Source organism: Kerstersia sp. (assembly GCF_052103615.1).
Lineage (GTDB): Bacteria > Pseudomonadota > Gammaproteobacteria > Burkholderiales > Burkholderiaceae_B > Kerstersia.
The window spans coordinates 1-12623 of the sequence record NZ_JBQEKA010000089.1 but is presented as its reverse complement, the minus strand read 5'-3'; the positions used below and the strand labels follow the sequence as shown (position 1 = coordinate 12623).

Below are 12623 nucleotides of genomic sequence, written 5' to 3'. Positions count from 1 at the left end.
CAAGGTATTTCCCAGGGTCGGCGCGTGCAGGCGCTGATAGAAATTGCGCAGCCGCAGCAAACCGATGGAACCGATCAATGCCAGCAGCCCGCCCGCCACCAGCAGCAGTGCGATCAATAGGGATACTGCCGTCCCGAGTCCGGTTTCCGTCATGGCTCGATCACCTCCCCGCGCAGCAGGAATTTCGCGATGGCCACCGAACTGACAAAACCGAACAGGGCAATCAGCAAGGCAATTTCAAAATACGTGCTGCTGCCTGCTCGCAGCCCTTGCACCAGCAGGATCAGCATGCCATTGATATAGGCGGCATCCAGCGCCAGAACGCGATCCTGCGCAGTCGGCCCGCGCATCATGCATATCATGCACAGCCCCAGCCCCACGGCAAAACACAGCAGGGCAAACGAAGACGCCCAGGTCAATATCGGATTCATGATTCGTAAATCTCCATGAGGGGACGCTCGTAACGGGCCTTGATCAATCGTATCCAGGCTCCCTCATCACGCAAATCCAGCACATGCAGCGTCATCATCCGGCGATCATCGCTGAAACCGGCGCAGACAGTGCCCGGAATCGCCGTCACAATCCCGGCCAGCACGGACTGCCCATGCGGATCCTGCAAATCCAGGGGAATCTGGATGAAGCCCGAACGCTGGCGGCGCGCCTGCCCGCCCAGGATGACGACGGCCACAGCCAGATTGGAGATGAAAATGTCCCACAAAATATGCAGCGTCAGCGGCACAATGACTGGCACCAGTCTGGCCTTGGCCTGCAAGGGCCGCAGCCGCCGGGTGATATAAGGGCCGAACCACCCCAGTACGGCGGCGATCAGCAGCGTCGAGGCATCCAGGCTCTGATTCAGCAGAATCCAGATCAGGAAGAGTACGATGGTGACCGGCCAGGAAGGAAACCATTTCTTCATTGCGCGCCTCCTGCCGCTACGCCCAGAACCGCCTCGGTATAACCATTGGGCACCGAGAGATATTGCATGGTTTCATCTAGGTAGCCCAGCACCGGCCCGGCAAAGACCACCATCAGCACGCACAGGCCCAACAGCCAGAGCACCGGCGCAATATCCATCAGGCTCAAACGGACGCGCTGGCGTTCCACCACCCAGAACGTGCGGATGCCCACGCGTGACAGCGACACGATTGCCGCCAGCCCGGAAAGTAGCACGACCGCGATAAAGACCCAGGCACGCCCGCTCACGGGCTCGGTCGTCCCCGCCTCGCCCAAGGCGGCCGCGAACATGCCGAATTTGGCAATAAAGCCGGACAAGGGCGGCAGGCCCGCGACGATCAGCGCGCAGAAGACGAAACAGCCCCCCAGCACGGCCAGCGCTGCTGGCACGGTAATGCCCACTACGGTGTCCGCCTGTTCGGTATCGGCCTGCGAGGCATCCGGCACGCCAAATGCTTCCAGGCTCAAGGCCAGCACATCAGCGCCAAAGGGGCGGTTGCGTTCAATCAGATCGACCAGAAGGAACAGCGCCCCTACCGCGAACGTAGAGCTGACCAGGTAATACAAGGCGGGCGCGATGATCTGCATTTTCCCGAAGCCTATGCAGGCCAGCAGCGTGCCGGCGGACACAATAATGCTATAGGCAGCCTGGCGCCGCATATCCTGCGACACCAGCAAACCCGCGCCCGCCACCACGATGGTCAGAATGCCGACGGCAAAGACTTCCGTACTGGCGAACGAAGTGAAATCCTGCTGGCTTTCCTGCGACGCCAGCAATGAGGTCAGGCGCAAGACGGCATAAGCGCCGACTTTGGTCATGATCGCAAACAAGGCCCCGACTGGCGGTACCGCCGCAATATAAGCGGGCACCAGCCAAAAGTTCATGGGCCATGCAGCGGCCTTGATCAAGAACGCGCAGCCCAGGATGGCAGCTCCCGACTGGAACATTGTCATGGCCTTGTCATCCAGACGGCCTGCCAGCGTTGCCAGTTCCGCCATATTCAACGTTCCGACGCTGCCGTAGATCAAGGTCGCCCCGATCAGGAACAACGAGGAGCCGACCAGGTTGATGACAATGTAATGCAAGCCCGACTTCACCCGCGCCTGCCCCGAGCCGTGCAGCAGCAAACCATAGGATGCCGCCAGCAGGATTTCGAAGAAAACGAACAGGTTGAAAATATCGCCGGTCAGGAATGCCCCGTTCAGCCCCATCAACTGGAACTGGAACAAGGGATGGAAATGCACCCCGGCCTTATCCCAGCGCTGCAAGGCGGACAGCATGGAAGCCAGCGCCAACGCTGCCGTCACCACCAGCATGAGCACGGACAAACGATCCGCGACCAACACAATACCGAACGGCGGCGCCCAGTCCGCCGGCCGGTAGGTCAGTACCCAGGTTTGCCCCTGGAACGCCGCGAGCGCCAGCATGGCCAGTGTCACCAGCAGCACCAGCACCGTCGAGATCAGGCTGATGCGGCGACGCTCCGCCTTGCGGGTGTCGTTCAGCAACAGCATCGACGCCCCTGCCAGCATGGGCAGCAGGATGGGCAGAATCACCAAATGAGACAACAAGCCGCTCACGAGTCACTCTCCTTGCCATCCACGTGATCGGTACCGCTCAAGCCGCGCGCTGCCAGCAACACCACCAGAAACAGCGCCGTCATGGCAAAGCTAATGACAATGGCCGTCAGTACCAGCGCCTGCGGCAGCGGGTCAGCATAATTGGCGATATCTGCCACTTTTTCGCCGTCCAGCACCGGCGGTTTGCCGACGCTCAGGCTCCCGGTACCGAAAATGAACAGGTTGACGGCATAAGACAGCAAGGATAGCCCCATGATGGTCTGGAATGTCCGGGGCCGCAGCAGCAGCCAGACACCCGCGCCAGTCAGGACGCCTATGGCCAACGCAACGATCAATTCCATATCAAGCGCCCTCCCCAGCTTCGTTTTCCGCCATGGCGGCACGCGCCCGCTGACTGCGCGCCGACTGGTGCGCCAAGGCGACCAGCATCAGCACGGTGGCACCCACCACCAGCATATAAACGCCGATATCGAACAGCAGCACGGTCCCCAGCGCGATATGGCCGAACAGCGGCACCGTAAATTCCACCAGCATGGAATCCATAAAGGGCCGGCCCGCCAGCCATGACAAGGCGCCGGTCAAGGCAGCCAGCAGCAACCCGCCACCAATCCAGTGCTGAGGCCGCAAACGCATGCGTGACTCGACCCAGGCCGTCCCGCCCACCATGTATTGCAGCAGGATGGCCATGGCCATGACCAGGCCGCCGACAAAACCGCCGCCCGGCAGATTATGGCCGCGCAGCAACAGATAGATGGACACCATGCCTGCCATGGGCAGCAGCAGGCGGCCGACGACTGCCGGCACCATCAGGTAATCAAGCGGCAGATCGCCATCCCGCGCATCGAGATTACCGTAAGCGTAGGGGTCCACCTGCTGGCGGGTGCGCCCCAGACTTTCGATCGCGGGCCGGAAACGCCGCAACAAGGCATAGACAGTCAGGGCGACGGCGCACAGCACCGTGATCTCGCCCAGCGTATCGAAGCCACGGAAATCCACCAGGATCACGTTCACGACGTTATTGCCATGCCCCAGCGGTTTGGCCGCCTGCAAAAAGAAGTTCGATAGCGTGTAGCCCTGGTTGTGGGTCATGACGATATACGCCAGGCCCGCCATGCCCAGGCCGACCAGAACGGCAATCGCCAGATCGCGCAGCCGCCGCAGGCTGGTCAGCAGTTCCTTGACCTGATTGGGCGGCGTCTCGCCAGTCTGTTCGACCCGCATGGGCAGCCAGCGCAAGCCCAGCAGAATCAGAACGGTGGTGACGATTTCCACCCCCAGCTGCGTCAATGCCAGATCCGGGGCTGACAGCCAGGCAAAGGTCATCACCGTGACCAGGCCCGTGCCGCTCAGCATGATGAGCGCGGCCAGGCGGTGATATTTGGCCTGGAAAGCCACGCCCACGGCGCAGGCGGCGCCAAACGCCCACATCAGCGCGAATAGCGGATCGAAGCCATGCCAGGCAGGCAAGGCGCCTATGCGTTCGCCCTTCATGAACGGCGTCACCCCCGCCAGCAGGGCCACCAGCAGAATGCAGAGAATCTGCTGCTGCAGGCGATCCGTGCTGACATAACGCAGCAACCACGCGGCGCCATCGGTAAAGCTCGCCTTCAGGTGTTCATAGGTGCGCTTGCCATCGAAACCATAAATCAGCGGCGTGCCGTCGATCTCACCGACCTTCAGGTGACGATTCATGACGACATACACCGCCACACCGCCCACCAGCGCCAGAATACTCATGACCAGCGGCATGTTGAAACCGTGCCAGATCGCCAGGCTATAGGCAGGCAAATGATCGCCCAGCACGGAAATGGCAGCCGATTGCAGCATGGGGCCAACTGCCCAGGCAGGCACGATACCGACCACCAGACAGCCCAGCACCAGCATTTCGATAGGGAACCGCATCCAGCGCGGCGCTTCATGCGGCGTGCGGGGCAGATCCGTCGCCAGGGGGCCGAAGAAGACCTGGTGAATCATGCGCAGCGAATAGATCACGCTACCCATGGCAGCCACCGTGGCCGCCACCGGCAAGGCCACATGGAACAGCCCGGCGCGCTCCAGGAAGAGTGTTTCGGAAAAGAACATTTCCTTGGACAGGAAGCCGTTCAGCAGCGGCACCCCCGCCATGGCGGCTGCCGCCACCGTCGCAAGCGTGGCGGTGATCGGCATGCAATGCCGTAAACCATTCAGGCGGCGGATATCGCGTGTGCCGGTTTCGTGATCGACGATCCCGACCGCCATGAATAGCGAAGCCTTGAATGTTGCGTGGTTCAGGATATGGAAAATAGCCGCGACCGTGGCCAGCGGGCTGTCCATGCCCAGCATCAGCGTGATCAAGCCCAGATGGCTGATGGTTGAATAGGCCAGCACACCCTTCATGTCGGTCTGGAAGATAGCCGCATAGGCGCCCAGCACCAAGGTCACCATACCCGCGCCGCCAATCAGCCAGAACCAGGCATCAGTGCCCGACAAGGCGGGAGAAAGGCGCAGCAGCAGGAACACCCCCGCCTTCACCATGGTGGCCGAGTGCAAATAGGCGGATACCGGCGTGGGTGCCGACATGGCATGCGGCAGCCAGAAATGGAAGGGGAACTGCGCGCTCTTGGTCAGTGCGCCCAGCGCCACCAGAATCAGCGCCGGCAGATACAGCGCGCTATCGCGGATCAGCGCGCCCGATTTCAGCACCGTATCGAGATCGTAGCTGCCGACAATATGCCCGAGCAGCAGCACGCCCGCCAGCAGGCATAGCCCCCCGGTGGCGGTGACCGTCAGCGCCATGCGCGCGCCTTGGCGCGCATCGCCGCGGTGATACCAGTAGGAAATCAGGAAGAAGGATGCCAGGCTGGTCAGTTCCCAGAACAGCGCCAGCTGGATCAGGTTGCCTGACAGCACGACGCCCAGCATGGCGCCCATGAAGACCAGCAGAAAGGCGAAAAATCGCGGTACTGGATCCTGCGGCGACATGTAATAACGCGCGTACATGGTGACCAGTACACCGATGCCCGTCACCATCAGGCAGAACATCCAGGCCAGGCCGTCCATGCGCAACGCAAAATCCAGACCCAGCGTCGGCGCCCAGGCCAGCGTGAAATACACCACGCCGCCATTGGTCACTTCAGGATAGAGCGACAGAGTCAGCAACAACCCGGCAGCGGCCACCAGACCGGCCGCCCAGGATTCCCGGCTACGGCCGTCACGCGGCAGCCTGGCAACCACCAGGCTCGCGAAAAACGGCAATATCAGCAGCAGCAATAACCTCATGACGCCAGCCCCCCCAGCGCCTTGAGCCATACCTGCCGGACACAGATGGCTCTGTATCCGGTGCCTCCACCTCGACAGGCCTGCACCGCGACAGGCCTTGCATCATGCAACTTGGACAGTTTTCTTCTCCTGGTGTGGCCCCCGCGGCGCCGGGAAAAAACGTATGGACAATCCATGGAAAAGCATTCTACCCCCTAGCGTCACAGGCTTGTTACACAAAAAAATGTGCATCTGCAACATGCCAGCCTTGAGCCGGATAAACGGCTGAGGAAAGACCGTACAGCCAGCCCTTGAAATACCTGATTTGCTTCGGCGCGACAGACTGAAAACGAGCTGAATCACCATTGCTGCAATGCAATAAACATTTTTTCAGGAAATACACTGAAATGTCATCATCCTGCAGGCATCCGCCCCTGACTACGGACAAAACAGGCCATCCTCGGCAAACCTGCCCGCCCCTAGCGCTGACGGGCCGCCCATAAAAAAACGCGTGCCGCTCAGACACGCGTTTTTCAGGGGGGCATCCGAACGGGGCGGCGCTTACGCATTTCCGCCCGCCCGGACAGCCGTCATTTACTTGCCCTTGGGATCTTTCATGAAGCGGAAGAATTCCGACGAAGGATCCACCACCATGACATCGCTGTGATCGGAGAACGCCGAGCGATAGCCATCCAGGCTCTTGTAGAAGCGGTAGAAGTCAGGGTCCTTGGAGAAGGCCGCGGCATAGATATTCGCGGCAGCGGCATCGCCTTCACCCTTTACACCCTGAGCCTGCGCATAAGCCTTGGCCACGATTTCTTCATGCGTGCGGTCAGCTTCGGCGCGGATCTTCTCGCTTTCAGCCGCCCCGATGGAGCGCAGCTCGTTGGCGGCGCGCGTGCGCTCGGCTTCCATACGGCGGAACACCGATTCCGAAATTTCCGGCGCGAACTCCAGGCGCTTCAGACGGACGTCCACAATCTCGACACCCAGCGGTTCAGCGCGGCGCGCCACGTTGGTACGCACTTCATCCATGATTTTGTCGCGTTCCTTGGACACCACATCCTTGACGGTGCGGATGTTCACGGAAGCGTTCAGGGCATCACGGATCTGCGCTTGCAGGCGTTCCTGGGCAGCACGCTCGTTGCCGCCAAACGTCACGTAGTATTGGAACGGATCAGCGATCTTCCATTTGACGTAGGAACTGAGCAACAGGTTCTTTTTCTCGGAAGTCTGGATACGTTCGGAATCCGAGGTTTCGATCGTGAGAATACGCTTATCCAGCGTCACCACGTTCTGGAACGGCGGCGGCAGCTTGAAATACAGGCCCGGCTCGCTGATGACGCGCTTGATTTCACCCAGCGCGAACACCATGGCGTAATCCCGCTCGCGCACAATGAACAGGCAGGACGACAGCAGCGCGATGACTGCCATGATGACAATAAGAAAAGGGACGGCAAAACGTTTCATGATGCTGGGTGCTCCTTAGCGGACGGGACGGTCGCGTGTCAGCGAATAGGGCTGCGCAGCCTGACTTGCGCTGGCAGCGCCCGTATTTGCCCCGCCTTGCCCGGCTGCATCCCTGCCCTGAACCTGGGACTGAGCTGCCGCACCACCCGCCTGAGCGGCATTGTTTTCCGCCTGGCCCGCTGCGCCCGACGACACCAGCTTGTCGAGCGGCAGGTAAATCATATTGTTGCCATCCTTGGTATCCACCAGCACCTTGCTGGCATTGCCATAAATGGATTGCATGGTGTCCAGGTACATGCGGTCACGCATGACGTCCGGCGCCTTGCGGTACTCGTCCAGAATGCTCAGGAAGCGGGCGGCATCACCCTCTGCATCACCGACCACCTTGGCGCGATAACCTTCGGCCTGCTCGATCATGCGCGAAGCCGTACCACGGGCAAGCGGCACAACCTTGTTGGCATAAGCCTGGCCTTCGTTGATCTGGCGCTCGCGATCCTGACCCGCCTTGACGGCATCGTCAAAGGCAGCCTGAACCTGTTCCGGCGGCTGCACGTTCTGGATGGCGACCGTGCTGACCTGGATACCCGTGTGATAGCGGTCCAGGATCTGCTGCATCAGGTTCTGAACCTCACCGGCGACTTCAGTACGGCCTTCATACAGGACGAAGTCCATCGGCTTGCGGCCAACGATTTCACGCATGGCGGCCTCAGAGGCCTGACGCACGGCTTCATCGGGATCACGCATCTTGAAGAGGTAATCCGGCGCGCCATCGCCGCGCAAGCGGTACTGAACCACGAACTGAACATCAACGATGTTCTCGTCATCGGTCAGAATCAAGGATTCCTGGAGAACCTTGTTACGCGCATTGCCGCGGAAACCCACTTCAAAGGTACGCAGTTGCGCGACGTTCACCAGTTCATGATTCTGGAACGGATACGGCATGCGCCATTGGAAACCGGGCGTAGATGTCGATTTGTATTTGCCAAACTGCGTCACGACGCCGACCTGGCCTTCCTGCACGATATAAAAGCCGCTGGCGGCCCAGAGACCGGCAGCGACCAGCGCAATCACGCCAGCGCCAACACGGAAACCGCGCGAAGACGGGCCGCCGGCTGAACCGCCGCCGCCGCCCTGGCCGCCCGAACGCTTACGGCCGAGCAGACCGCCCAGACGCTGGTTGAAATCCTTCCAGACCTCGTCGAGATCCGGCGGACCATCCTGGTTACGCCCAGGGCGCTTGTTGTCGCCCGGCTTGTTGTTCCGGCCCCAGCCGGGATCATTCAGATTGAACAGTTTGGAAATTGCTGACATTGTTCCCTGCATTAATGGCGGCCTGCGCTATTGCCCCGCGCAACGCGTCCAGACCGATGCGCTCTGCGGCGCTGACAAATACTCGCGCAATCGTACCATGCACATCATAATCGACACGCGAGGCCAGGCCTGCAACGTCGATTTTGTTATAGACCTGGATACGGGGTATGTCTCCTGCGCCAATATCCTGCAATACTTTTTCGACTTCCAGTATCTGCTCGTCGCGTTGCGGACTGGAAGCGTCCACCACGTGCAACAGCAGATCCGCATGGACGGTTTCTTCCAGCGTAGCGCGGAACGCCGCAATCAGTGTAGGCGGAAGATCGCGTATGAAACCGACTGTGTCGGAAATCGTTACCTGTCCGGCCCCTTCGATCCAGATGCGCCGCGTCGTCGTATCCAGCGTCGCGAACAGCTGATCGGCCGCATAGGCGCCAGCGCGCGTCAGGGCATTGAACAGCGTTGATTTTCCGGCGTTGGTGTAGCCCACCAGCGAGACCGACAGATGCACGCCACGGTTACGCGCCCGGCGCTGAGTGCGGCGCTGGCGCTCCACCTTGGCCAGGCGCTCGCGCAGACCCTTGACCTTGTCGCCGATCATGCGGCGGTCCATTTCCAGCTGCGATTCGCCGGGGCCGCGCATCCCGATGCCGCCGCGCTGACGCTCCAGGTGAGTCCAGAGCCGTGTCAGACGGGTGGACAAATGCTGCAGCTGCGCCAGCTCGACCTGCAATTTGCCTTCGTGGCTTTGCGCCCGCAAGGCGAAAATATCAAGAATCAGCGCGACCCTATCCACCACCCGCAAGCCGATCTGGCGTTCCAGGTTGCGCTGTTGCGCGGGCGATAAGGGCTGGTCGAACAGGATGACTTCGGCTTCATGCGCTTTCGCCAGCGCAACAGCCTCTTCAAGCTTGCCGGTACCGATGAAATAAGCGGCGTCGGGCCGCTGACGTTTGACCGTGAGCACATCCACGATCTCCGCGCCGGCCCCTTCGGCCAGCATTTTGAATTCTTCCGCGTGGGGAATATGGTCGGGTGACCCGAGATCCACGCTGATAATCAATGCGCGCATCGGCCTCCTTTCCGGCTGGCCTGCCGATCAGCCGGGAGAGCGCCGCGCGCCTGCGCAGCCCCTGCCGGCCTGTATGAAATGGGATATCCAGCCAGAATCAGGCTGCACCCTGTTCCGCGATCTGGAACGACACCGCGCGCGCAGGCACAACGGTGGAAATAGCATGCTTGTAAACCATTTGCGTCACTGTGTTGCGCAGCAGGACGACGTACTGGTCGAAGGATTCGATCTGGCCTTGCAGCTTGATGCCGTTGACGAGATAGATGGAAACCGGCACGTGCTCTTTGCGCAGTGCGTTCAGAAACGGATCTTGCAGTGTTTGCCCTTTGTTGCTCATTGGCCAGGCTCCTTGATGTTATTGGTTTTAGTGGCGTTGACCCAGGCAGTTGGCAGCATGGGCCAGTCTTGAGACAAGCGCCCGCGATGCCTGCCTCATTGTTTTCATGGCGGAAATACCCCGATCATGAAAGATGCGTGGATTAAACATAACACTCTACAGGGTTTTCCCGAATGTTTCCAGCATCTTCAATCAGCAACCGCCCTGATCTGCGAGTATGCCCGAGAGTGCCACGCACAGGGCATCCATTTCCGCATCCGTGCCGATGGAAATCCGCAAGAACTGCTCTATGCGCGCCTGCTGGAAATGGCGCACGATAATGTGGCGCTGCCGCAATGCCCCGGCCAATTCGGCCGCATGGCGCCCAGGATGGCGCGCAAAGATGAAATTCGCCGCGGAAGGCAGCACGTCAAACCCCAGCTCCCGCAACGCAGCAACCGTTTTTTCGCGGGTCTGCGCCACGCGGCTGCAGCACTGGGCCAGATAAGCGGTATCTTCAATCGCCGCTTGCGCGCCGGCCAGGGCCAGGCGATCCAGCGGATAAGAATTGAAACTATCCTTTACACGCGTCATGCCGTCGATCAGGTCGGCATGACCCATCGCATAGCCCACCCGCAATCCGGCCAGGCCGCGCGACTTGGACAGCGTATGGACAACCAGCAGGTTGTCATAGCGCCCAATCAGCGGCACGGCTGATTCGCCGCCAAAATCCACATAGGCCTCGTCGATCACAACCACGTGGTCCGGGTTGGCTGCCACGATCGCCTCAACCTCGGACAGCGGCAGGGGAATACCTGTCGGCGCATTGGGATTGGCAAAAATGACCGGGCCGGCATTGTCCTGATAGTCCTGCGGCAGCAAACGCAAATCGCCGGACAGCGGCACACGCACGCTCTGAATGCCATACAGGCCGCAGTACACCGGATAAAAACTGTAGGTGATGTCCGGAAAGCGCAAGGGCGCCGGTTGCTGCAGCAAGGCCTGGAAGGCATGCGCCAGCACTTCATCCGACCCGTTGCCCACAAAAACCTGGGCCGCATCCAGCGCATACGCCTGAGCAATGGACTGGCGCAAGGCGAGACCGGTAGGGTCCGGGTACAGGCGCAGGCTGTCATCACAGGCAGCGCGCATGGCCGCCAGCGCGCGCGGCGACGGGCCATAAGGCAGTTCGTTGGTATTGAGCTTGATGAGACGCTGCTCACGCGGCTGTTCGCCCGGCACATAGGGCTTCAGCTCACGCGTTTTGCTGCTCCAGAAACGGCTCATTGCTTGCCTTCGACATAAGGATTATTGGACGATTTGAACTCAATCCGCAACGGCGTGCCGGCGAGATCGAACGCAGCGCGAAAGCGTGCTTCCAGATAACGCCGGTAGGAATCGGGAATGGCGTCGAGCGCGCTGCCGTGCACCACGATCAGCGGCGGATTCTGCCCGCCCTGGTGCGCATAGCGCATCTTCGGACGGAAAATCCCCTTGCGCGGCGGTTGCTGCTGCTCCACGGCGGCATGCAATTCACGCGTCAGCTTGGGCGTGGAAAGCTTGGCAAAGGCCGCTGCGTGGGCCGCATTGACCGACTTCAGCAGAGGCTTGACGCCCTGCCCCTTCAAGGCAGAGATGGTATGCATGCGGGCAAACGCCAGGAAGCGCAGCTTGCGTTCGAATTCGCGCTGAATGCGTTCGCGCTGATCCTCATCCATGCCATCCCATTTATTGATGGCCACGACCAGCGCACGTCCGGTTTCCAGCACAAACCCGGCAATATGGGCGTCCTGCTCGGACACTTCCTGCTGGCCGTCTATCATCAAGACCACCACATTGCTGGCCTCGATGGCCTGCAAGGTCTTGATGACGGAGAATTTTTCGATGGCCTCGAAGACCTTGCCGCGCTTGCGCAAGCCGGCCGTGTCGATCAGGGTGTAATCCTTGCCGCCCTGCGAGAACTCAATCTCGATGGCGTCGCGCGTCGTCCCCGGCATATCGAAGGCAATCACGCGGTCTTCGCCGAGCAAGGTATTGATCAGCGTGGATTTGCCCACGTTCGGCCGGCCGACAATGGCCAGCTTGATTCGGTGCGCCACCGCGCCGCCCTCGCCTTCCCCGGCAGCCTCTTCTTCCGCCAGCAGGCGGGCTTCGTCTTCGGCCGCTTCGCGGAAAGGTTCCAGCGCGTCCGTAATCAGATCGACCACGCCATCGCCATGCGCGGACGAAATGGCATGCGGATGCCCCAGCCCCAACTCATGGAACTCGGAAATTGCCGCGTTTTCCGACATGCCCTCGGCTTTGTTCACCGCCAGCACAATGTGCTGGGTGCAGGTGCGCAACAGGCGGGCGATGTCCTGGTCATGCGCATTGAGGCCTGCCCGCGCATCCACCAGAAACACGACGATATCGGCCTCCGCGATGGCCTGACGGGTCTGTTGCGCCATTTCGCGCAAAATGCCGTCCTTGGCCACCGGTTCGAAGCCGCCGGTATCAACGACCAGAAACGGCACATCCCCCACGCGGCCCTCGCCATAGTGGCGGTCACGGGTCAGCCCGGAAAAATCGGCCACCAACGCGGCGCGCGAGCGCGTCAGACGATTGAAAAGGGTCGATTTGCCAACATTGGGGCGCCCGACCAGGGCTACGACAGGTTTGAACGACACGTTATATCAATTC

The 12623-nt window shown here is 60.7% G+C and carries 12 protein-coding genes; all 12 read right to left on the bottom strand.

The features are described 5' to 3' along the window. A partial coding sequence (locus ACTJGZ_RS13915; protein ID WP_441663507.1) for a monovalent cation/H(+) antiporter subunit G occupies nucleotides 1–153 on the bottom strand: 153 nt, incomplete at its 3' end. Beyond that, nucleotides 150–431, bottom strand: a complete 282-nt coding sequence (locus tag ACTJGZ_RS13910; protein ID WP_441663506.1) for a K+/H+ antiporter subunit F — start codon at nucleotides 429–431, stop codon at nucleotides 150–152. The genes ACTJGZ_RS13910 and ACTJGZ_RS13915, both read right to left, overlap by 4 nt. Beyond that, nucleotides 428–919 carry a Na+/H+ antiporter subunit E gene (locus ACTJGZ_RS13905; protein WP_441663505.1) on the bottom strand — a complete coding sequence of 164 codons (492 nt, stop codon included), beginning with the start codon at nucleotides 917–919 and terminating at the stop codon, nucleotides 428–430. The genes ACTJGZ_RS13910 and ACTJGZ_RS13905 overlap by 4 nt, the downstream gene beginning before the upstream one ends. After that, the gene (locus ACTJGZ_RS13900) at nucleotides 916–2538 is read right to left on the bottom strand and encodes a monovalent cation/H+ antiporter subunit D (protein ID WP_441663504.1); all 1623 of its coding nucleotides are present in this window, start codon (nucleotides 2536–2538) and stop codon (nucleotides 916–918) included. The genes ACTJGZ_RS13905 and ACTJGZ_RS13900 overlap by 4 nt, the downstream gene beginning before the upstream one ends. Next, nucleotides 2535–2879, bottom strand: a complete 345-nt coding sequence (locus tag ACTJGZ_RS13895; RefSeq protein WP_415834385.1) for a Na+/H+ antiporter subunit C — start codon at nucleotides 2877–2879, stop codon at nucleotides 2535–2537. Before ACTJGZ_RS13895 ends, ACTJGZ_RS13900 begins: the two co-directional genes overlap by 4 nt. 1 nt (nucleotide 2880) lies before the next feature. Continuing rightward, entirely contained in the window at nucleotides 2881–5796 is a 2916-nt protein-coding gene (locus ACTJGZ_RS13890; protein WP_441663503.1) for a monovalent cation/H+ antiporter subunit A, read from the bottom strand. A 573-nt stretch (nucleotides 5797–6369) separates the two neighbouring features. Beyond that, nucleotides 6370–7245 (bottom strand): protease modulator HflC, encoded by an 876-nt coding sequence (gene hflC / locus ACTJGZ_RS13885; protein ID WP_441663502.1) that lies wholly within the window; start codon nucleotides 7243–7245, stop codon nucleotides 6370–6372. Between the two features lie 15 nt (nucleotides 7246–7260). Next, entirely contained in the window at nucleotides 7261–8556 is a 1296-nt protein-coding gene (gene hflK, locus ACTJGZ_RS13880) for an FtsH protease activity modulator HflK (RefSeq protein WP_441663501.1), read from the bottom strand. Continuing rightward, nucleotides 8522–9628: a GTPase HflX gene (gene hflX / locus ACTJGZ_RS13875; RefSeq protein WP_441663500.1), complete on the bottom strand. Its 1107-nt coding sequence runs from the start codon at nucleotides 9626–9628 to the stop codon at nucleotides 8522–8524. The genes hflK and hflX overlap by 35 nt, the downstream gene beginning before the upstream one ends. A gap of 97 nt (nucleotides 9629–9725) precedes the next feature. Continuing rightward, nucleotides 9726–9965: an RNA chaperone Hfq gene (hfq, locus tag ACTJGZ_RS13870; protein ID WP_441663499.1), complete on the bottom strand. Its 240-nt coding sequence runs from the start codon at nucleotides 9963–9965 to the stop codon at nucleotides 9726–9728. Nucleotides 9966–10157: 192 nt separating this feature from the next. Beyond that, complete coding sequence (gene hisC, locus ACTJGZ_RS13865; RefSeq protein ID WP_441663498.1) at nucleotides 10158–11231, bottom strand: histidinol-phosphate transaminase; 1074 nt, start codon at nucleotides 11229–11231, stop codon at nucleotides 10158–10160. After that, nucleotides 11228–12610 (bottom strand): ribosome biogenesis GTPase Der, encoded by a 1383-nt coding sequence (gene der, locus ACTJGZ_RS13860; protein ID WP_441663497.1) that lies wholly within the window; start codon nucleotides 12608–12610, stop codon nucleotides 11228–11230. The genes hisC and der overlap by 4 nt, the downstream gene beginning before the upstream one ends. Nucleotides 12611–12623 lie beyond the last annotated feature (13 nt).

Bases quoted from the DNA above. Each gene is read 5' to 3' on its own strand.
- ACTJGZ_RS13910 (WP_441663506.1), bottom strand. From the start codon at position 431: ATGAATCCGATATTGACCTGGGCGTCTTCGTTTGCCCTGCTGTGTTTT.
- hfq (WP_441663499.1), bottom strand. From the start codon at position 9,965: ATGAGCAACAAAGGGCAAACACTGCAAGATCCGTTTCTGAACGCACTG.
- ACTJGZ_RS13895 (WP_415834385.1), bottom strand. From the start codon at position 2,879: ATGGAATTGATCGTTGCGTTGGCCATAGGCGTCCTGACTGGCGCGGGT.
- hisC (WP_441663498.1), bottom strand. From the start codon at position 11,231: ATGAGCCGTTTCTGGAGCAGCAAAACGCGTGAGCTGAAGCCCTATGTG.
- hflX (WP_441663500.1), bottom strand. From the start codon at position 9,628: ATGCGCGCATTGATTATCAGCGTGGATCTCGGGTCACCCGACCATATT.
- hflK (WP_441663501.1), bottom strand. From the start codon at position 8,556: ATGTCAGCAATTTCCAAACTGTTCAATCTGAATGATCCCGGCTGGGGC.
- ACTJGZ_RS13890 (WP_441663503.1), bottom strand. From the start codon at position 5,796: ATGAGGTTATTGCTGCTGCTGATATTGCCGTTTTTCGCGAGCCTGGTG.
- hflC (WP_441663502.1), bottom strand. From the start codon at position 7,245: ATGAAACGTTTTGCCGTCCCTTTTCTTATTGTCATCATGGCAGTCATC.
- ACTJGZ_RS13905 (WP_441663505.1), bottom strand. From the start codon at position 919: ATGAAGAAATGGTTTCCTTCCTGGCCGGTCACCATCGTACTCTTCCTG.